At 69.6% G+C, this 19,996-nt stretch carries 18 protein-coding genes; all 18 read right to left on the minus strand.

The window, feature by feature from the left end; translation table 11 throughout:
• Window positions 1-16: 16 nt before the first annotated feature.
• Entirely contained in the window at window positions 17-250 is a 234-nt protein-coding gene (atpE, locus tag C1J00_RS07105) for an ATP synthase F0 subunit C (protein ID WP_031485821.1), read from the minus strand.
• Window positions 251-324: 74 nt separating this feature from the next.
• The gene (atpB, locus tag C1J00_RS07110) at window positions 325-1,143 is read right to left on the minus strand and encodes a F0F1 ATP synthase subunit A (RefSeq protein ID WP_500691470.1); all 819 of its coding nucleotides are present in this window, start codon (window positions 1,141-1,143) and stop codon (window positions 325-327) included.
• 225 nt (window positions 1,144-1,368) lie between these two features.
• A complete protein-coding gene (locus tag C1J00_RS07115; protein WP_102908185.1) occupies window positions 1,369-1,806 on the minus strand; it encodes a Cg1360 family ATP-synthase-associated protein in 438 nt (145 codons plus the stop codon).
• Window positions 1,807-2,103: 297 nt separating this feature from the next.
• On the minus strand, window positions 2,104-3,450 hold the full coding sequence (locus C1J00_RS07120) for an MraY family glycosyltransferase (protein ID WP_102908186.1): 1,347 nt from the start codon (window positions 3,448-3,450) through the stop codon (window positions 2,104-2,106).
• 129 nt (window positions 3,451-3,579) lie between these two features.
• Window positions 3,580-4,818 carry a serine hydroxymethyltransferase gene (glyA, locus tag C1J00_RS07125; protein WP_102908187.1) on the minus strand — a complete coding sequence of 413 codons (1,239 nt, stop codon included), beginning with the start codon at window positions 4,816-4,818 and terminating at the stop codon, window positions 3,580-3,582.
• A gap of 122 nt (window positions 4,819-4,940) precedes the next feature.
• The gene (locus C1J00_RS07130) at window positions 4,941-5,621 is read right to left on the minus strand and encodes an arsenate reductase/protein-tyrosine-phosphatase family protein (RefSeq protein WP_102908188.1); all 681 of its coding nucleotides are present in this window, start codon (window positions 5,619-5,621) and stop codon (window positions 4,941-4,943) included.
• Entirely contained in the window at window positions 5,618-6,265 is a 648-nt protein-coding gene (locus C1J00_RS07135) for an L-threonylcarbamoyladenylate synthase (RefSeq protein ID WP_102908189.1), read from the minus strand. Before C1J00_RS07135 ends, C1J00_RS07130 begins: the two co-directional genes overlap by 4 nt.
• Window positions 6,266-6,335: 70 nt before the next feature.
• The gene (gene prmC / locus C1J00_RS07140) at window positions 6,336-7,181 is read right to left on the minus strand and encodes a peptide chain release factor N(5)-glutamine methyltransferase (protein WP_102908190.1); all 846 of its coding nucleotides are present in this window, start codon (window positions 7,179-7,181) and stop codon (window positions 6,336-6,338) included.
• 53 nt (window positions 7,182-7,234) lie between these two features.
• The gene (gene prfA, locus C1J00_RS07145; protein WP_102908191.1) at window positions 7,235-8,311 is read right to left on the minus strand and encodes a peptide chain release factor 1; all 1,077 of its coding nucleotides are present in this window, start codon (window positions 8,309-8,311) and stop codon (window positions 7,235-7,237) included.
• A 104-nt stretch (window positions 8,312-8,415) separates the two neighbouring features.
• Window positions 8,416-8,637, minus strand: coding sequence for a 50S ribosomal protein L31 (gene rpmE, locus C1J00_RS07150; RefSeq protein WP_031140670.1), 222 nt, complete (start codon window positions 8,635-8,637; stop codon window positions 8,416-8,418).
• A 210-nt stretch (window positions 8,638-8,847) separates the two neighbouring features.
• Window positions 8,848-9,984, minus strand: coding sequence for an LCP family protein (locus C1J00_RS07155; RefSeq protein ID WP_102908192.1), 1,137 nt, complete (start codon window positions 9,982-9,984; stop codon window positions 8,848-8,850).
• A 207-nt stretch (window positions 9,985-10,191) separates the two neighbouring features.
• A complete protein-coding gene (locus tag C1J00_RS07160; RefSeq protein WP_102908193.1) occupies window positions 10,192-11,979 on the minus strand; it encodes a trypsin-like serine protease in 1,788 nt (595 codons plus the stop codon).
• A 138-nt stretch (window positions 11,980-12,117) separates the two neighbouring features.
• Window positions 12,118-14,181: a transcription termination factor Rho gene (gene rho, locus C1J00_RS07165; protein ID WP_102908194.1), complete on the minus strand. Its 2,064-nt coding sequence runs from the start codon at window positions 14,179-14,181 to the stop codon at window positions 12,118-12,120.
• A gap of 402 nt (window positions 14,182-14,583) precedes the next feature.
• Window positions 14,584-15,513: a homoserine kinase gene (thrB, locus tag C1J00_RS07170; RefSeq protein WP_102908195.1), complete on the minus strand. Its 930-nt coding sequence runs from the start codon at window positions 15,511-15,513 to the stop codon at window positions 14,584-14,586.
• Window positions 15,514-15,874: 361 nt separating this feature from the next.
• Window positions 15,875-16,933, minus strand: coding sequence for a threonine synthase (gene thrC, locus C1J00_RS07175; RefSeq protein ID WP_102908196.1), 1,059 nt, complete (start codon window positions 16,931-16,933; stop codon window positions 15,875-15,877).
• A 6-nt stretch (window positions 16,934-16,939) separates the two neighbouring features.
• Window positions 16,940-18,232, minus strand: coding sequence for a homoserine dehydrogenase (locus C1J00_RS07180; protein WP_102908197.1), 1,293 nt, complete (start codon window positions 18,230-18,232; stop codon window positions 16,940-16,942).
• A gap of 157 nt (window positions 18,233-18,389) precedes the next feature.
• On the minus strand, window positions 18,390-19,781 hold the full coding sequence (lysA, locus tag C1J00_RS07185; RefSeq protein ID WP_102908198.1) for a diaminopimelate decarboxylase: 1,392 nt from the start codon (window positions 19,779-19,781) through the stop codon (window positions 18,390-18,392).
• Window positions 19,782-19,797: 16 nt separating this feature from the next.
• A partial coding sequence (locus C1J00_RS07190) for a DALR anticodon-binding domain-containing protein (RefSeq protein ID WP_245936234.1) occupies window positions 19,798-19,996 on the minus strand: 199 nt, incomplete at its 5' end.

Raw genomic sequence — 19,996 nt, forward strand, 5'->3', positions numbered from 1 at the left:
GCTCGTCAGGGCTCGATCATCCGTAGACGAACGGCATGACGATGCCGATGAGGGCGAGCGCCTCACAGAACGCGAAACCAAGGATCTGGTTAGCACGGATCAGGCCGGCCGCCTCGGGCTGGCGGGCGAGGGCCTGGGTGCCGTTACCGAAGATGATGCCGACGCCGACGCCGGGGCCGATGGCGGCGAGGCCGTAGCCGATGGAACCGATGTTGCCTTCGACAGCGGCGAGGGTCTCAAGGGCAGCCATGCTGAATCTTCCTTCTTTTTCATGGACCGGCGGGGGTTGGCCACCGGACGATCAGGGGCTTGAGGGGGCGGGGCTCAGTGGTGCTTGGCGAGAGCGCCCTGGATGTACGTGCAGGCGAGGAGGACGAACACGTACGCCTGGACGGCCTGCACGAAGAGCTCGAAGAGGATCATGACGACCGTCATGACGAAGGAGACACCTGCGGCCGGGATCATCCAGCTGTTCAGCAGGTACCAGGACGCCACGGTGAACATCACCAGCATCAGGTGTCCGGCGAACATGTTGGCGAACAGTCGCACCGCGTGCGTGAACGGGCGGACGACCAGGTTCGAGACGAACTCGATGCCCATCACGAGCGGGAGAACCGGGCCGAGTTCCTTGTCGTAGCCGGTGACGTTCTTGAAGAAGCCGACGAATCCATGTCGCTTGAAGGTGAGCGACACCCAGGTCACGTAGACGACCGCGGCCAGCACAGCCGGGTACGCGATGATCGACGACACCGGGAACTGCGCCAGCGGGATCACGGACCAGATGTTCATGATCCAGATGAAGAAGAACAGCGAGACCATCAGAGGGACGTACTTCTCGCCCTCCTTCTTGCCGAGGGTCTCGTAGACGATGCCCCGGCGTACGAAGTCGTAGCCGGCCTCGCCGATCATCTGGAGCTTGCCCGGCACCACCTTCGCCTTGCCGAAGGCGAGCGTGAAGAAGGTGACGACAAGCAGGGTGGTGATCACCGCAAGCAGCATCACCTTGTTGAACTCGAACCCTCCAACCGTGGTGATCGGCTTGAAGAGGAACGAGTGCAGGCCCGGAGCCGGAAAACCACACCCGTTGTCGGACATGATCCGACAGCTCCAGTCAAAGGCGAGCTGGGTCTGGTCAGCACTCACCACGGGCTCCTTCGGCGTGACGCATGGGTACGGCAACCTCGTTGTGTCGGCGCGGCGCAGGGCCGCGGTTCGGCACGGGACTGGTGTTACGGATGTGGGGGCGGCTGTGGGGCATCTCGCCTCGCGATAGTGCAGGCGTCAGCTCGGATGCCCGCGCCCGCGATGCCGCAGTTGGCACCGGACGATAGCAGGAGATGTCATGCCTCTTTATGCCGGGCCTACCCCTCACGACGAGTGCCCCGATTTTTCGGGCTTCCTGCCCGTCATCGAATCGGGCTCGACGTAAAGGATCTTGGCTTTCATGTGGGCACGCGCCTGCGCGGCGATCCACGCGAGTGTGCCGATGACCAGCGTGAGAGCGAAGGCCTTGGGGTTGAACAACGTGGTGTTCTTGAACGTGGCCATGAAGACGAACAGCAGAAGGATCTGAGCCGCGTAGAGCATCAAACCCATCGCCTGGAACAAGTGCGGAAGCGATTTGGCAGTGCGCTGCAGGACGTAGAGGCCCAACCCCATGAAGAGGATCACGACAAGCGTCGCGACGGCCGCCCCGATCATGCCTTTACCACCAGCGATCACACCACTGACGACGACGGCTACAGCACCGACGGCAGCCGTGGGCACGGCGGCCTGGGCCAGGATCCGGGCGTCATTGGACGGCATGGCGGCAACTCCGCTTTCGCAGGGGGCAGGGGTGTCGTCATGGACGAGCGTAGCCCCGGGCTGAGTGGAGACCTCACGCCAACGGACCGTCGCACTGCGGTCCTTCGGCTCTATCCGGGGGTTCTCGTGAACCGTATCACAAACTATTTGATGCAGTCTTTACCTGGAGGTGTGCGGACTGTCACACATGAGAGTGAAGCTGCGCGTCTGAGCGGGAAGGAGGCCAAGTTGTCTGGTATTGGGGCGCTTAGCACCCCCATCACAACCCCACGACTTGGCAATGCTCTAGTCAGATTCTTACCTTGTCCCGGCCTTGCGCCGGTCGGCCAGGCGAGAACGGGGACCGATGGCGGTCGCCCCGTTGGCACCGGCGACCCCGGCCACCACGGGGGCGCGCTCCTCGGCCCCGGCAAGGTCGTGCGGGTCCGCCGTCGCCGCAGGCGTCGAGGCCTCCGGTGAGAGGGCCGCGACCGAGCCCCGTCGCCGGTAGCGCGGCGGCACGAAGCGCTCCATCCAACGCGGGGCACGCGGCGTGAAGCGCGGCAGCAGCAACAAGAGAAGGCCGATCGCGCTGAGGAAGACGACGCCCAGCACGATCCACATCGACGCCGAGTTGACCGAGTAGGCGAGGGCGCCGAAGGCGATCAGCGCCGACCAGAAGTACATGATGAGTACCGCCCGGCTGTGCGAGTGGCCGATCTCCAGCAGCCGGTGGTGCAGGTGCCCGCGGTCGGCGGCGAACGGGGACTGGCCGCGCCAGGTGCGGCGCACGATCGCCAGGATCAGGTCCGCGGCCGGAATCGCGATGATCGTGAATGGCATCAGCAGAGGGATGAAGACGGGAAGCATCGCGTGGGTCGTTTCTCGCGATCCACCGAGATCGACGTTGAGCGCCTCCACGTCCAACTGGCCGGTGACCGACACCGCGCTCGCCGCAAGCACCAGACCGATCAGCATGGACCCGGAGTCGCCCATGAAGATCCGGGCGGGGTGCATGTTGTGCGGCAGGAAGCCGAGGCACATACCCATGAGCACCGCGGAGAACAGGGTCGCCGGGGCGGCCGCTTCGGCTCCGTAGCCGTACCAGATCCGGTAGGTGTACAGGAAGAACGCCGCTGCGGCGATGCACACCATCCCTGCCGCGAGTCCGTCAAGGCCGTCCACGAAGTTGACCGCGTTGATGGTGATGACCACAAGCGCCACCGTGAGCAGGTTGCCCTGCCACGGAGTGACGGACACCGTCCCCACACCGGGGATGGGCAGCCACAGGATGGTCAGGCCCTGAAGAATCATGACGCCGGCTGCGACCATCTGGCCGCCCAGCTTGATCAGAGCGCCCAGTTCGAACTTGTCGTCCAGCACCCCGATCAGCCAGATCACCGCCGCCCCGGACAGCAGCGCCCGGGGTTCGTTCGACGTCTCGAAGACCTGGTTGAGGTTGGTCAGGTGGTCGGCGACCAGCAGGCCCGCGCACAGGCCGAAGAACATCGCGATACCGCCGAGGCGCGGAGTGGGCTCCCGGTGCACGTCACGTGCCCGGATCTCCGGCATCGCTCCGGCCACGATCGCGAACTTACGTACCGGCCCTGTCAGCAGATACGTCACCGCGGCCGTGATGCAGAGCGTCAGGAGGTATTCACGCACGGGCTTCCCCACAGGTCTCGCTGGCCATCACAGCCCCACACCCTAGCGATGCGCGCATATGAGTGGGGACTTCCGGGTAGCGACGATGGTTGCACGAGTGGCTGTGCACCCTGATGCGCTTACCCCGGCTCACGCCGGATACGGCGGAAATGCACCGGCCAGCTCCCGCACATCTTCACGGGCCCTCGAGGTCTCCGTCACGCCGCCCAGCACCCCGGCGAGCAGCTCGGCGATCCGGGCCATCTCCCTGTCGCCCATGCCCTGCGTGGTGACCGCTGCCGTGCCGAGCCGCAGCCCCCGGGCGTCGCCGTGCGGCAGGGCGCAGCAGTCCATGACCAGGCCTGCGGCGGCGAGACGGCCCCGGGCCGTGCGCCCGTTGGCGCCGAGGGGCGCCGGGTCGGCGGTGATCAGGTGGGTGTCCGTGCCGCCCGTGGTGACGACCAGGCCCGCCGCGGCCAGCCGGGCCGCCAGAACCCGCGCATTCGCCACCACCTGATGGGCATACCCGGCGAACGCCGGTGTTGCCGCCTCCCCGAACGCGACCGCCTTGGCGGCGATGGTGTGCATCTGCGCACCGCCCTGTGTGAAAGGGAACACGGCCCGGTCGACCCGCTCGGCCAGCTCCGCCCGGCACAGGACCAGCCCGCCGCGCGGACCCCGCAGCACCTTGTGGGTGGTCCCGCAGACGATGTCCGCGTACGGCACCGGATTCGGCGCCGCTCCCCCGGCGACGAGCCCGAGGGGGTGCGCGGCGTCCGCGATGAGGTAGGCGCCCACCTCGTCGGCCACCTCGCGGAAGAACGCGTAGTCGAGGTGCCGGGGGTAGGCGATCGAGCCGCACACGATCGCCTTGGGCCGGCGTGTGCGGGCCAGGGTGCGCACCTGCTCGTGGTCGATGAGCCCCGACTCGGCATCCACGCCGTATCCGACGAAGTCGAACCAGCGGCCGGAGAAGTTGGCGGGCGAGCCGTGTGTGAGGTGCCCGCCGTAGGGCAGGCCGAGCGCGAGGACGGTGTCTCCGGGGCGGAGCAGGGCGGCGTAGGCGGCGAGCACCGCCGAAGAGCCCGAGTGGGCCTGGACGTTTGCGTGATCGGCGCCGAACAGGGCCTTCGCCCGCTCCACGGCGAGGCGCTCGGCCGCGTCGGCCATCTCGCAGCCACCGTGGTGCCGCGCCCCCGGGTAACCCTCGGCGTACTTGTTGGCGAGCGGTGACCCGAGGGCGGCCAGCACGGCCGGGGAGGTGAAGTTCTCGGCGGCGATCAGCTGGAGCGTGGTCGACTGCCGCTCCCGCTCGCCGAACAGGATGTCGGCGAGCTCGGGGTCCTGGCGGCGCAGGACGTCGGCCTCGATGGCAGGGGTGACCGTCATGATGGGCTCCGGGCGGCGCGTTTCTCGGGCGGTTCGCCTCCGGGCGCCTGAGTCGGTCTCGGCTCACTCGCCGTGGTGACGTACGTCCAATGTAGGCCCGGGGCCCCCGGGGTGCTCGGCTGCTACATCTTTGCGGGGACGCCCGTCAGGGCCGTGACGACCGGATCGAGTGCCTGGTGTATCTCGTCGCCGATGGAGCGGAAGAACGTCAGGGGCGCGCCGTAGGGGTCGTAGACCTCGTCCGCCTCCGCGGTCGGTGCCAGCAGCCACCCGCGTAGAGCCGCCGCGGCCCGGACCAGCGAGCGCGCGCGGATGACCACGCCCTCCTCCAGGGGCGGCAGGGTCGCCTGGTCGATGGCCTTGACCAGGCGGGTGAACTCCTTGAGCGTGAAGGTCCGCAGGCCCGCAGAGTGCCCCATGGAGATGACCTGCGCCCGGTGGTCCCTGGTGGCGGTCAGCACCAGGTCGGCGCGGATCACGTGCTCGTCGAGGAGCTCGCGCCCGGTGAAGCCGGAGGCGTCCGCGCCGAAGTCGGCCAGGACGGTCTCCGCGTGCGACTCCATGGGCGCGCCCTCGTGACCCCAGGTACCCGCGCTCTCCACGACGAGCCCGCCGCCGAGGACGCCGAGCCGCTCCCTGACGAAATGGCGGGTCAGCCGCTCGGTGATGGGCGAGCGGCACACGTTGCCGGTGCTGACGTGGAGGATGCGGAAGCTGTCGCGCGGAAGTCCCACGAAGGTCGTCGTGATCTCCGCCGCGCTTTCCCCGTTGCCTATGCCACGCCCCGATCCAGGGGCCGTCAATTCGCCACCTCGAGGTCGGGTACGACCTTCCGGAGCTCGTCCGCCGAGATGGCACCCGCCCGCAGCAGCAGCGGCACCTCACGGGTCACGTCGACGATCGACGACGGCACGATGCCGGGGGTCGGGCCGCCGTCGAGGTAGACGGAGACGGAGTCGCCGAGCATCTCCTGCGCGGCGTCACAGTCCTCCGGCGCCGGGTGGCCGGTCAGGTTGGCGGAGGAGACGGCCATGGGGCCGACCTCGGTCAGCAGCTCGATGGCGACCGGGTGCAGGGGCATGCGCACGGCGACCGTGCCCCGGGTGTCCCCGAGGTCCCACTGGAGGGACGGCTGGTGCCGGGCGACGAGCGTCAGGGCGCCCGGCCAGAACGCGTCGACCAGCTCCCAGGCCAGCTCGGAGAAGTCCGTGACGAGGCCGTGCAGCGTGTTCGGGGAACCGATGAGGACGGGAGTGGGCATGTTGCGGCCCCGGCCCTTCGCCTCCAGCAGGTCGGCGACCGCCTCCGAGGAGAACGCGTCCGCGCCGACGCCGTACACGGTGTCCGTCGGCAGCACCACGAGCTCGCCACGGCGGACGGCGGACGCTGCCTCGCGCAGACCGGTCACACGGTCGGTCGCGTCGTTGGTGTCGTATCGCCGTGCCATCTTTAGCTGGCCTCCTCGTACACGTGCTGCTGGGATGAAGTCCGCGAAGAGCGCGGGGTGCCCGGTGTGCTCACGGCAGTGCCTTGCGGGCGGTGGCGAAACGCGGGCGGTTGTTGAGGTCCGGGTGGTCGGCCGCGTCGGTCCAGCCGCGGTCCTCGGCGAAGATCCACGGCACCTGGCCGCCCTGGGTGTCGGCGTGCTCGACGACGACCACGCCGCCCGGCCGCAGCAGCCGGTGCGCGGTGCGTTCCAGGCCGCGGATGAGGTCGAGGCCGTCCTCGCCGGAGAAGAGGGCCAGGTCGGGGTCGTAGTCCCGCGCCTCGGGGGCGACGTACTCCCACTCGGTGAGCGGGATGTAGGGCGGGTTGGTGATGACCAGGTCGACCTGGCCGTCCAGGTCCGGGAACGCCGTCAGCGCGTTGCCCTGCCGCAGCTCGACCCTGGACCCCTCGACGTTCTTGCGGGTCCACTTCAGGGCGTCCTCGGACAGCTCCACGGCGTGCACGCGCGAGCGCGGCACCTCCTGGGCCAGGGCGAGGGCGATGGCGCCGGAGCCGGTGCACAGGTCGACGATGCACGGCTCGACGACGTCCATGGCCCGTACGGCGTCTATGGCCCAGCCGACCACGGACTCCGTCTCGGGCCGCGGCACGAACACCCCGGGACCGACCTGGAGTTCCAGGTAGCGGAAGTAGGCGCGCCCGGTGATGTGCTGGAGCGGTTCGCGGGCCTCGCGGCGGGCGATGACCTCCCAGTAACGGGCGTCGAAGTCGGAGTCCTTGACGGAGTGCAGCTCGCCGCGCTTGACGCCGTGCACGAACGCGGCGAGCTCCTCCGCGTCGGTACGCGGCGAGGGCACGCCGGCGTCGGCGAGCCGCTGAGTGGCTTGAGCCACCTCCGCGAGCAGCAGGTTCACGCAAGTCCTCCGTAGTACTCGTACGTGATCACTCGTACGTGCTCGTGACTGCCTTACGCGGCCGCCAGCTTCGCCGCCGAGTCCGCGTCGACGCAGGCCTGGATCACCGCGTCGAGGTCGCCGTCCAGGACCTGGTCCAGGTTGTACGCCTTGAAGCCGACGCGGTGGTCGGAGATGCGGTTCTCCGGGTAGTTGTAGGTGCGGATCTTCTCGGAGCGGTCGACGGTGCGGACCTGGCTGCGGCGGGCGTCGGCCGCTTCCCGCTCCGCCTCCTCCTGTGCCGCCGCGAGCAGCCTGGAGCGCAGGATACGCAGTGCCTGCTCCTTGTTCTGCAGCTGGCTCTTCTCGTTCTGGCAGGAGGCGACGACTCCGGTCGGAAGGTGCGTGATGCGCACGGCGGAGTCGGTGGTGTTGACGGACTGTCCGCCGGGCCCGGAGGACCGGTAGACGTCGATGCGGAGGTCGTTGGGGTTGATCTCGACGTCGACCTCCTCCGCCTCGGGCGTGACGAGCACACCGGCCGCGGAGGTGTGGATGCGGCCCTGGGACTCGGTCGCGGGCACGCGCTGCACGCGGTGCACGCCGCCCTCGTACTTCATCCGCGCCCAGACGCCCTGGCCCGGCTCGGTGGCGCCCTGGCCGCCCTTGGTCTTCACGGCGACCTGGACGTCCTTGTAGCCGCCCAGCTCTGACTCGGTGGCGTCGATGATCTCGGTCTTCCAGCCGACGCGCTCGGCGTAGCGCAGGTACATGCGCAGCAGGTCGCCGGCGAACAGCGCCGACTCGTCGCCGCCCGCGCCCGCCTTGATCTCGAGGATGACGTCCTTGTCGTCGCTGGGGTCGCGCGGGACGAGCAGGAGGCGCAGCTTCTCCGTGAGCACCTCGCGCGCCTTCTCCAGCTCCTTGACCTCGGCGGCGAACTCCGGGTCGTCGGCGCCCAGTTCACGCGCCGTCTCGATGTCGTCGCCCGTCTGCGTCCAGGAGCGGTACGTGGCGACGATGGGGGTGAGCTCGGCGTAACGCTTGTTCAGCTTGCGCGCGTTGGCCTGGTCGGAGTGGACCGACGGGTCGGCGAGCTTCTTCTCCAGGTCGGCGTGCTCGGCGACGAGTTCCTCGACGGCCTCGAACATCTTGGGCTCCTGTGCGGGACGGGGTGAAGGGCGGGCGACCAAAAACGCCGGTCCCGGAGCGCCCGGTGCGGGGGCGCGTCCGTGGACCGGCGAATCGGAGCTCGCTACTTCTTGGAGCCGGCGGCCTTGCCGAAGCGGGCCTCGAAGCGGGCCACACGGCCACCGGTGTCGAGGATCTTCTGCTTGCCCGTGTAGAACGGGTGGCACTCGGAGCACACATCGGCACGGATCGCGCCGGACTCGATGGTGCTGCGGGTGGTGAACGACGCGCCACAGGTGCAGCTGACCTGCGTCTCGACGTACTCGGGGTGGATGTCGCGCTTCAAGGTGTCTCCTAGGATCGGGAGGGCGCCGGGTCGCCGCCGCGGGATGCGGGAGCGTGAACCGGAGCCGACGTACCAGTCTGCCAGGACTGGGGCCTACTCCCAAAACCGGGGGTTGCCGTCGTTTGTTCCCTGCGGGCCGTCGTGCGTTGTTCGCGCCCCCGCGGCGGAGCCGCACATCGATACAGCCCGCGCCCCCTTGGTGCGCGGTCCTCAGGAGCCGCTCACGACGCCCTTGGCCTCACCGGTCGCCGTGCCCTTCGTCGCGCTCTCGGGGATCGGCCTGTCGTTCTCCAGGGCCTTCCAGATCTGGTCGGCCTTCTTCTCCTGGAGGAGGACGCGGTTGGGGTCGGCCGGGTCGTAGACCACCGGCATCGTGACCATGTGCATGTTGGCCGGGCTGATGCCCTTCAGGCCGCTCGCGAAGGACGCCAGCTTGTTGACCGAGCCGAGGTCGGAGTCGGTCGTCACCGTATTGGTCGCGGTTTCCGCGAGGTCGAGCAGCTTCTTCGGGTTCGAGAAGACGCCGACGTCCTTGATCTGGTTGACCAGGGCCTTGATGAAGGCCTGCTGGAGCTGGATCCGGCCCAGGTCGGAGCCGTCGCCGACGCCGTGTCTGGTGCGGACCAGGCCGAGGGCCTGCTTGCCGTCGAGTGTGTGCGTGCCGGCCTTCAGGTTCAGATGGCTGTCGGGGTCGTCGATGCTCTTGGTCGTGGTGATCTCGACGCCGCCGAGGTCGTCGATGAGCTTCTGGAAGCCGGCGAAGTCGACCTCCAGGTAGTGGTCCATGCGCAGATCGGTGATCGACTCGACGGTCTTCACGGCGCAGGCGGCCCCGCCGGTGGAGTACGCGGAGTTGAACATCACGCTGCGCGCGGCGGGGTACTCGTCGCCCTTGGTGTCCGTGCACGAGGGACGGTCGATGAGGGTGTCGCGCGGGATGGAGACCACGCTGGCCTTCTTGTGTCCCTTGTAGACGTGCACGATCATCGCCGTGTCGGAGCGGGCGCTGCCGTCGTCGGTGCCGCCGCCGAGCTTCTTGTTGCCGCCGGCGCGGGTGTCGGAGCCGAGGACGAGGATGTTCTCCGAGCCGTTGTCGGCCTTCTTGGGCCGGTCCGTGCCGAGAGCCTGGTCGATGTCGACGCTCTTGAGGTTGCCGTTGAGCTTGAAGTACAGGTACCCGGCTCCGGCGCCGCCCAGCACGACGATGCCCGCGGTCGTCCAGGCCGTGACCATCAAGCCCTTGTGACGCTTCGGGGGCTTACGGCGCCGGCCCTTGCCGCGGTGGCGCGCTCCACTGGTGCCGCTGTCTCCCGGTATACCCGGGCCGGGTGTGCTCTCGGCGGACATGTACTCCTCAGCTCTTCTACGGTCGGTTACCCCCTGCGGTCAGTGCCAGGCGTGGCCGGAGAAGACCCTTCCTCACACCATCGTCGCCCCACCTGGTCAGACGGAGAAACTCGGGAAAGGGTTGCACGACGGACTGTGCCCACCGCGTGCGGCGGTGGGCACAGTGTGTGTTCGCCAGAGCGGTGTGGAACCCGCTCACCTGCGTTTTCAGCCGAAGATGTCGTACTGCTTGAAATCGGTGCCCACGGACTTCCTTGTGGCAAAGATCTCGCTTGTCCCCTTGCCGGTGCCCGCGTACAGGTAGAGCGTGCCGCCGGGGGTGCGGGCCAGGAAGTCGGCCTTGCCGTCGCCGGTGACGTCGCCGGGCGCGTCGAAGGCGTTGTAGTCGGCCCAGGTGCGCACCTTGACCCGGGCCGAGAAGGCGCCCGAGCCGGCCTTGCCGGTGCCCTTGTAAAGGTAGATGGCGCTGCCGGACTTGCTGCGGGCGATCAGGTCGGTCTTGCCGTCCCCGTTGTAGTCGCCCTTGCCGCGCACGGAGTTGTACTGGTTCCAGCCGGAGCCGACCTTCACGCGGGGCGCGAAGGTGCCGTTGCCCTTGCCGGGGTAGATCCACATGACGCCCGCGGAGTCGACCGAGAGCAGGTCGGGCAGGTAGTCGCCGGTGACGTCACCGGGGGTGATGATCCGGGTGCGGGTCTTCCAGTTGTCGGCGAGCTTCTTGGTGGACCAGGTGCCGCTGGAGATGACGTAGTGCGTCCGGAAGACGTCACCGTCGCTGCTGCGCCGGTAGACCAGGTCCTGGTAGCCGTCGCGGTCGAGGTCCGTCTGCAGGACGACGTTCACGCCGTTCCAGTTGCCCCAGGACTCGCGGGCGGCGAAGGACGTGCCCTTGGAGTCCTTGGAGTAGCCGGTCTTGGTGGAGGCGTTGCGCACCCACAGGTCGGCCTTGTGGTCGCCGCTGACGTTGGTGTCGTCGAGGCGCGGGTAGGTGGCGCCGACGTAGGAGCTGACCTTGGCGAAGACGCTGTAGGCGCCCTTCGCGACGCAGTCGGTCACACCCCAGGACACGACACCGACGATCCGGTTGTTGACGACCAGGGGGCCGCCGGAGTCGCCGTTGCAGGCGGAGACGGTGCCGGTGTCGCTACCGGTGGCGGGCTTGCCCGCGCAGACCATGTGGCCCTTGACGAAGTCCGCGCCGTACTCGCCGGAGCATGTCGTGTCGGACTGCATGGGGAGCGTGGCCGTCTTCAGCGTCTCGGAGATGTCGTCGCTGGTGGAGCTGGTGCGGCCCCAGCCGTAAACCTTGGCACTGGTGCCTGCCTTGTACGACGTGGTGTCGCCGGAGGTCGTCATGCGGATCGGGGTGGCCTTGACCGGGACGGGCAGGGTCAGCACCGCGATGTCGTTGTCGATGGTCGTCGCGCTGTACGACGGGTGGTTCCACTGCCGGTGGACGCCGGTGACGGTGCCGCCGTGCAAGTCGGTGCCGTCGGCCGAAGGCAGTTGGGAGGTGCCGGTGACGACGGCGCCGTTGGCGTTGAAGTTGTAGCCCTTGACGCAGTGCGCGGCGGTCAGGATCTTCGTCGGCGCGACGACGGCACCGCCGCAGAAGAAGCCGATGTCGTCGCTGGTGCCGGAGGTTCCCCGGTCGTCGTAGTAGTGGAGCTGCGCCATCCACGGGGCCGTGCTGATGGTGGTCTCGTTGCCTCCGATGACCTTGGGGTCGATGCCGCCGGCCACGTTGCCCGCGCTGAGCGAGGCCTTGCTCGTCTTGCCGGCGACGTCGTCACCGGCCATGGCGCCCGCGACGCGCTTCTCCAGCTCGGCGAGCGACGGCGAACCGACGGCGGGCTTGATCTTCGGCTGCGGCAGCGGTGTGGCCGCACCGGCGGACGTCGACAGCAGCGCGCCGGCCACGGCGGCGGCGACACCGGCCGCGGCGACGGGCAGCGCGATGCGTATGCGACGTCTGTGCCGACCGCCCCCGGGCATGGGTGTACCCACGTATGTCCCCCCTCGGGATCACAAGTTCGAAGAGAGCGTGATCCTACCCGCACACGAACAGCACAAAGGGCCGCCCCCGTTCCGGGAGCGGCCCTCTTCGTGCAGTGCTTGCCTCAGCCGACTGCCTCAGTCGCCGTTGCCCGGCGTCGGGGTCGTCTTCTGGATCTGCATCAGGAACTCGGCGTTCGACTTCGTCTGCTTCATCTTGTCGAGCAGCAGCTCGACCGCCTGCTGCTGGTCGAGGGCGTGCAGCACCCGGCGCAGCTTCCAGACGATGGCGAGCTCGTCGGGGGCGAGCAGGATCTCTTCCTTACGGGTGCCGGACGCGTCGACGTCCACCGCCGGGAAGATGCGCTTGTCCGCGAGCTTGCGGTCGAGCTTCAGCTCGGCGTTGCCGGTGCCCTTGAACTCCTCGAAGATGACCTCGTCCATGCGGGACCCGGTGTCCACCAGGGCGGTGGCGAGGATCGTCAGCGAGCCGCCGTCCTCGATGTTGCGGGCCGCACCGAAGAAGCGCTTCGGCGGGTACAGCGCCGTCGAGTCGACACCACCGGACAGGATGCGGCCGGAGGCCGGGGCGGCGAGGTTGTACGCGCGGCCCAGACGGGTGATCGAGTCGAGCAGCACGACCACGTCGTGGCCCAGCTCCACCAGGCGCTTGGCACGCTCGATGGCGAGCTCGGCGACGGTGGTGTGGTCCTCGGCCGGACGGTCGAAGGTCGAGGAGATGACCTCGCCCTTCACCGACCGCTGCATGTCGGTGACCTCTTCCGGACGCTCGTCGACGAGGACGACCATCAGGTGGCACTCGGGGTTGTTGTGCGTGATCGCGTTGGCGATCGCCTGCATGATCATGGTCTTGCCGGTCTTCGGCGGGGCCACGATCAGACCGCGCTGGCCCTTACCGATCGGCGCGACGAGGTCGATGATGCGGGTGGTGAGGACGCCCGGGTCCGTCTCCAGACGCAGGCGGTCCTGCGGGTACAGCGGCGTCAGCTTGTTGAACTCCGGTCGCCCGCGCCCGGATTCGGGCGCCATGCCGTTGACGGAGTCCAGGCGCACCAGCGCGTTGAACTTCTCGCGCCGCTCGCCGTCCTTGGGCTGGCGCACGGCACCGGTGATGTGGTCGCCCTTGCGCAGGCCGTTCTTGCGGACCTGGGCGAGGGAGACGTACACGTCGTTCGGCCCGGGCAGGTAGCCGGACGTGCGGATGAACGCGTAGTTGTCGAGGATGTCCAGGATGCCCGCGACGGGGATCAGGACGTCGTCGTCGGTGATCTGCGGCTCCTGGACGTCGTCACGACCGCGTCGGCCCCGGCGGTCGCGGTAGCGCCCGCGACGGCCACGACGGCCGCCGTCGAAGTCGTCCCCGTCCTCGTCGGCCCGCTGCTGGCCGCGGTCCTGGCGGCCGCCGCCCTGCTGGCTCTGCTGCTGGCCGCGGTCCTGACGGCCGCCGCCCTGCTGGTCGTCGCCCTTGCCGCCGCGGCGGTCGCGGTCACGCCCGCGGTCCCGGTCCCGGTCGCGGTCACGGCGGTCGCGACGACGGCCCTCGCCGTCACCGGCGTCGGACTTGGCCTCGTTGCTCTGGGACTGCTGCTGCGTCTGCGCCTCGGCCTTGGTGTCGGTCTTCGCCTCGGCGACGATGGTCTCCGCGGCGGAAGCCGGGGCTCCGGCATCGGCGGTGGCCCGGCGACGGCGGCGCTCGGGCGCGTCGTCTCCCCCGCGCTCGTTCTCGCTCGACCGGGAGGCGCCTCCGGCGGGCTGGCCGGGGATCTCGATCTGCTGCTGGGCCACGGCCTTGTCGGCCTTGTCCGCGGGGGCCTTGGAGGCTTCCTTCGCGTCCGCCTTCTTCTCCGCCTTCTCGGCGTTGTCGCCCGTACGGGTGCGTGACGTGGCGCGGCGCTTGGGCTTGGTCTCGGCGGGCGCGTCGGCCTTCGCGGCCGGAGCGGCGCCGCCGGAAGCCTGCGCCTCCTTGATGACCTCGATCAGCTGGCTCTTGCGCATACGCGCGGTGCCCCTGATGCCGAGGCCGGATGCGACCTGCTGCAGCTCGGCCAGCACCATGCCCTCGAGGCCGGTACCGCGGCGCCGCCGGGAGCCGGCACCGCTGGCAGGCGCGGAGGCGTCCGTGGCGGGCGCGGCAGCGGTCTCCTCGACACGTGCGCCCATCAGATCGGTGGTGTCGCTCACGAAGGGTCCTTCCCTGGAGCGGACGTCGGCCTGTCTGGCTCGGCGACCGGTTGTGCTGTCCGACTTCGGTCCGTGTGGTGTGAACCGAGCCGGGGCGGTGGTCCGCCTAAGCGGCGGAGGAATCTGGTGATGGCGCTTCCTTGAGCCGTGGCACCCAGTGTCAGTGTCACGCGGCGTGGTCGCACCGGTTCCGGAGCGTGCCCTGCGCCCCGCTCAGTGTGCCTGTACGGCGTACGGTCCGACGTACGGAACACAGTGCGGCTTGGGGGGCTCCCGGAAGAATGTCTGTCCCGGACGGGGACACGAGGCACCTCGCCATGGTGGGGTCGGGTGCAGACTTGAGGTTAACACTACCGGATCCAACAAACATTCCCCCTCTCGAAATCCGGCAACCGCGCGGTTTCAGATGTCACCGGAGGCGGCGAGCGGCAGCACGCTCGCGCCCTGCTGATCGAGGCGCAGCCGGTTCGCTGCCCAGTCCGCGCCCGCCAGGGCCTCGACCTTGGCGGCGGTCTCCTCGTCGGCCAGCGCCATGACGGTCGGCCCGGCCCCGGAGATGACAGCGGGGATGCCGTCGCCCCGCAGCCGCTCCACCAGTGCCGCGCTCTCGGGCATGGCCGGCGCGCGGTACTCCTGGTGCAGGCGGTCCTCGGTGGCGGGCAGCAGCAGTTCGGGGCGGCGCGTCAGCGCTTCGACGAGCAGGGCGGCGCGGCCGGCGTTGGTGGCCGCGTCGACGTGCGGCACGGTGCGCGGCAGCAGTCCACGCGCGGTTTCCGTGAGGACCGGCTTCCCGGGCACGAAAACCACCGGAACGATGGAATCCGCGGGCTTCATCCTGATCGCGCGCGCCGCGCCGCCCTCCATCCAGGACAGCGTGAAGCCGCCCAGCAGGCACGCCGCGACGTTGTCGGGGTGGCCCTCGATCTCGGTGGCGAGTTCGAGCAGCGCGGTGTCGTCGAGCTTCGCGTCTGCCCCTATGGTCACGGCGCGGGCGGCGACGATGCCGGCGCAGATGGCCGCCGAGGAGGAGCCGAGGCCCCGGCCGTGCGGAATGCGGTTGGCGCAGACGATCTCCAGACCGCGCGGCTGTCCGCCGAGCAGGTCGAAGGCGGTGCGCAGGGACCGTACGAGAAGGTGCTGCTCGTCGCGCGGGAGGGTCTCGCTGCCCTCACCCGCGATGTCGATGTGCAGCCCGGAGTCGGCCACCCGGACGACCACGTCGTCGTACAAGCCCAGCGCGAGGCCGAGGGCGTCGAAGCCCGGGCCGAGGTTGGCGCTGGTGGCGGGGACGCGCACCCGGACGGCGGCGGCGCGGAACGCTGGACCGGCCATCGCTCGATGACTCTCCTTGAGCTGCGTGATTGTCGAATGACGTTCAGTGGACATTCGAGGGCGTACGAGAACCCTGGGGGCCGCTGCCGACCGGGCTGGCCGGCGGCTGTCCCGGCCGCGGAGACGGCGCGGCACCGTGCTCCCTGCGGAGGCATATGCGGCGGGCGGGTTCAGTACAGCCTATCGAAGGAAGGTTCTGTGGCGACATAGGGCGCACAGGAGGCGCACGATGCGTGTCGTAAGCCCCCTGTGCACCCCCCGTAGGGATTCTCCCCGGGCCGGCGCCGTCTTACGCCGGAACCTGTCGGGCGCAACACCGGCGCTCGGCGCATCGGCGCACGTCAGGCCGGTTCGAGCGCCCTCAGGCGAGACCCAGGCGCTCCGCCGCGGCCGCCGCGTCGACGGGTACGGTGACCGGCTGCGGGGCACCGGCGACGGCCCAGTCGGGGTCCTTCAGCCCGTTGCCGGTGACGGTGCAGACGATCCGCTGCCCCGGGTCGACCTTGCCCTGCTCGGCTGCCTTCAGCAGACCGGCGACGGACGCGGCGGACGCCGGCTCGACGAAGACGCCCTCCTGGGACGCCAACAGCCGGTAGGCGCGCAGGATCTCACGGTCCGTCACCTCGTCGATGAAGCCGCCCGACTCGTCCCGCGCGGCGAGCGCGTACTGCCAGGAGGCCGGGTTGCCGATGCGGATGGCCGTGGCGATGGTCGAGGGGTCCTTGACGACCTCGCCGCGCACGATCGGGGCGCTGCCGGAGGCCTGGAAGCCCCACATCCGCGGGGTGCGGGTCGCCACACCGTCGGCGGCGTACTCCGTGTAGCCCTTCCAGTAGGCCGTGATGTTGCCCGCGTTGCCCACCGGCAGGACGTGGATGTCGGGCGCGTCGCCGAGCATGTCCACGATCTCGAAGGCGGCCGTCTTCTGACCCTCGATACGTACCGGGTTGACCGAATTGACCAGCGCCACGGGGTAGTTGTCGCTCAGGCCGCGCGCCAGGGTGAGGCAGTCGTCGAAGTTGCCGTCGACCTGGAGGATCTTCGCGCCGTGCACGAGGGCCTGACCCATCTTGCCGAGCGCGATCTTGCCCGTCGGCACGAGCACGGCGCAGACCATTCCGGCCCGTACGGCATAGGCGGCGGCGGAGGCCGACGTGTTGCCGGTGGAGGCGCAGATGACGGCCTGCGCACCCTCCTCCTTGGCCCGGGTGATGGCCATGGTCATGCCCCGGTCCTTGAAGGAACCGGTCGGGTTCGCGCCCTCCACCTTGAGGTGGACCTCGCAGCCCGTGCGCTCGGAGAGCACCTGCGCGGGCACGAGGGGCGTGCCGCCCTCACGGAGCGTCACGACCGGCGTGCTGTCGGAGACGGGCAGCCTGTCCCGGTACTCCTCGATGATTCCGCGCCACTGGTGGGTCATTGCTGGTTACTCTCCTTCAACCCGCATGATGCTGGCGACACCACGCACGGTGTCGAGCTTGCGCAACGCCTCGACGGTCCCGGTGAGGGCGGCGTCGGACGCACGGTGCGTGACGACGACGAGGGAGGCCTCGCCGTCCTTCCCCGACTGGCGAACCGTATCGATCGAGACTCCGTGCTCGGCGAAGACGGTCGCGACCTGGGCGAGAACGCCCGGTTTGTCAGCCACGTCGAGGCTGATGTGGTACCGCGTGACGACGTCGCCCATCGGAGACACCGGCAGCGCGGCGTAGGCGGACTCGCCCGGTCCGGTCGCGCCGCTGAGCCGGTTGCGGCAGACGGCGACGAGGTCACCGAGCACGGCGGAGGCGGTCGGGGAACCGCCCGCTCCGGGGCCGTAGAACATGAGCTGCCCGGCGGCGTCGGACTCGACGAACACGGCGTTGTAGGCGCCGCGGACGGAGGCCAGGGGATGGCTCAGCGGAATCATGGCCGGGTGCACGCGTGCGGTGACGGACGCCCCGTCCGCGGCCCGCTCGCAGATGGCGAGCAGCTTGATGGTGCAGCCCATCTCCTTCGCGGAGGCGAAGTCGGCCGCGGTCACCTCGGTCATGCCCTCGCGGTAGACGTCGTCGAGGCGCACGCGCGTGTGGAAGGCGATGCCGGCGAGGATCGCGGCCTTGGCGGCGGCGTCGAAGCCCTCGACGTCGGCGGTCGGGTCGGCCTCCGCGTACCCCAGCGCGGTGGCCTCGTCGAGGGCCTCCTGATAACCGGCGCCCGTCGAGTCCATCGCGTCGAGGATGAAGTTCGTCGTGCCGTTGACGATGCCCATCACCCGGTTGATCTTGTCGCCGGCGAGGGACTCGCGCACCGGCCGGATCAGCGGGATGGCACCGGCGACGGCGGCCTCGTAGTAGAGGTCCTTGCCGTGCTGCTCGGCGACGGCGTGCAGGGCGGCCCCGTCCTGGGCGAGCAGCGCCTTGTTGGCGGAGACGACGGAGGCGCCGTGCTCGAAGGCGGTGGTGATGAGGCTGCGCGCGGGCTCGATGCCGCCGATGACCTCCACCACGACGTCGATGTCGCCGCGCTTGACCAGGGCGGTGGCGTCGGTGGTGACCAGCTCGGGGGCGATGCCCTCACGCACCCGGTCGGGCCGCCGCACGGCCACGCCCGCGAGCTCCACCGGGGCCCCGATCCGGGCCGCGAGGTCGTCGGCGTGCGTCGTCATGATGCGCGCCACCTCTGAGCCGACCACTCCACAGCCCAGTAGCGCCACCTTCAGCGGACGCGTACGCATCATCCGACCTCGTTTCCTCTTTACCGTCAACGGTGGAACCAGTCTCACTCACCGGACGGGAGTTTCTGCCCCCGGTCCGGATCGTGAGATGTCTATTTCATGTGCGCGGGGGCGGCGGACAGGAGATCTTCCGCCGCCCGCCGATGCCGCCCTCCGGCGGTCAGCCGACGTCGAGACGCAGCAGGTCCTCCTCCGTCTCTCGGCGGACGATCACCCGCGCCTCACCGCCGTCGACGGCGACGACCGGCGGGCGGAGCACATGGTTGTAGTTGCTGGCCATGGACCGGCAGTACGCGCCGGTGGCCGGTACGGCCAGGAGGTCGCCCGGTGCCAGGTCGGACGGCAGGAACGCGTCCTTGACCACGATGTCCCCGCTCTCGCAGTGCTTGCCGACGACGCGGGCGAGCATCGGCTCGGCGTCGGAGGTGCGCGACACCAGCGCGACGCTGTACTCCGCGTCGTACAGCGCGGTGCGGATGTTGTCCGACATGCCGCCGTCGACGGAGACGTACGTCCGCAGCCCGTCGAGGGGCTTGACGGTGCCGACCTCGTAGAGCGTGAAGGCGGTCGGGCCGACGATGGCGCGCCCCGGCTCGACGGAGATACGAGGAGTACGCAGCTTGGCGGCCTCGCACTCGCGGCTGACGATCTCAGTGAGGGACTTGGCGATCTCGTGCGGCTCGCGGGGGTCGTCGTCGCTGGTGTACGCGATGCCGAGGCCGCCGCCGAGGTCGATCTCCGGCAGCTCCACGCCGTGCTCGTCGCGGACGGCCTTCAGCAGCGAGACGACCCGGTGCGCGGCGACCTCGAACCCGGACATGTCGAAGATCTGCGACCCGATGTGGCTGTGGATGCCGACCAGTTCAAGACCGTCGAGCTGCAGGGCCCGGCGTACGGCCTCGGCGGCCTGCCCGCCGGCCAGCGGGATGCCGAACTTCTGGTCCTCGTGGGCCGTGGCGATGAACTCGTGGGTGTGGGCCTCGACGCCGACGGTGATGCGGATGAGGACCTTCTGCCGCTTCCCGAGGCTCTGCGCGATGTGCGCGACGCGGACGATCTCCTGGAAGGAGTCGAGGACGATGTGCCCGACGCCGACCTCGACGGCCCGGGTGATCTCGTCGACGGACTTGTTGTTGCCGTGAAAGGCGATGCGGTCGGCGGGCATGCCGGCCGACAGGGCGGTGGCCAGCTCACCCCCGGAGCAGACGTCGACGTTCAGCCCCTCCTCGTCGAGCCAGCGCACCACGGCGCGGGAGAGGAACGCCTTGCCGGCGTAGAAGACGTCGGCGCCGGTCCCGAAGGCGGTGCGCCAGGCACGCGCGCGGGCCCGGAAGTCGGCCTCGTCGAGGACGTAGGCAGGGGTGCCGAACTCCTCGGCGAGCCGGGTGACGGGGATGCCTCCGACGGTCACGACCCCGTCCTCGTCACGCGTCACGGTCTGGGCCCACACCTTGGGGTCCAGCGCGTTGAGGTCGGCGGGCGGGGCGGAGTAGTGGCCCTCGGGAAGGACATCGGCGTGACGGGGCCCGGCGGGGTGTGCGGAACGGCTCATGATCTGTACGTGTCTCTCAGAGATGGTCGGGAGCGTCGATACCGAGCAGGGACAGGCCGCCGGCCAGCACCGTCCCGGCGGCTTCGGCGAGCGCGAGCCGGGCACGGTGGGCGGCCGAGGGTTTCTCCTCACCGAGGGGCAGCACGGCGGGGAGCAGGGGCATCGCGGCATCGGCGACGGCGAGGAGGTGCCGGGCCTGTCTTTTATACACATCT

The organism is Streptomyces cahuitamycinicus (assembly GCF_002891435.1).
Taxonomy (GTDB): Bacteria; Actinomycetota; Actinomycetes; order Streptomycetales; family Streptomycetaceae; genus Streptomyces; species Streptomyces cahuitamycinicus.

Excerpts from the sequence above, each read along its gene's own strand:
- lysA (WP_102908198.1), bottom strand. The coding sequence starts at position 19,781 with ATGAGCCGTTCCGCACACCCCGCCGGGCCCCGTCACGCCGATGTCCTT.
- thrC (WP_102908196.1), bottom strand. The coding sequence starts at position 16,933 with ATGACCCACCAGTGGCGCGGAATCATCGAGGAGTACCGGGACAGGCTG.
- prfA (WP_102908191.1), bottom strand. The coding sequence starts at position 8,311 with ATGTTCGAGGCCGTCGAGGAACTCGTCGCCGAGCACGCCGACCTGGAG.
- C1J00_RS07115 (WP_102908185.1), bottom strand. The coding sequence starts at position 1,806 with ATGCCGTCCAATGACGCCCGGATCCTGGCCCAGGCCGCCGTGCCCACG.
- atpE (WP_031485821.1), bottom strand. The coding sequence starts at position 250 with ATGGCTGCCCTTGAGACCCTCGCCGCTGTCGAAGGCAACATCGGTTCC.
- glyA (WP_102908187.1), bottom strand. The coding sequence starts at position 4,818 with ATGACGGTCACCCCTGCCATCGAGGCCGACGTCCTGCGCCGCCAGGAC.
- thrB (WP_102908195.1), bottom strand. The coding sequence starts at position 15,513 with ATGGCCGGTCCAGCGTTCCGCGCCGCCGCCGTCCGGGTGCGCGTCCCC.
- C1J00_RS07180 (WP_102908197.1), bottom strand. The coding sequence starts at position 18,232 with ATGATGCGTACGCGTCCGCTGAAGGTGGCGCTACTGGGCTGTGGAGTG.
- C1J00_RS07135 (WP_102908189.1), bottom strand. The coding sequence starts at position 6,265 with ATGGCACGGCGATACGACACCAACGACGCGACCGACCGTGTGACCGGT.
- C1J00_RS07155 (WP_102908192.1), bottom strand. The coding sequence starts at position 9,984 with ATGTCCGCCGAGAGCACACCCGGCCCGGGTATACCGGGAGACAGCGGC.
- C1J00_RS07160 (WP_102908193.1), bottom strand. The coding sequence starts at position 11,979 with ATGCCCGGGGGCGGTCGGCACAGACGTCGCATACGCATCGCGCTGCCC.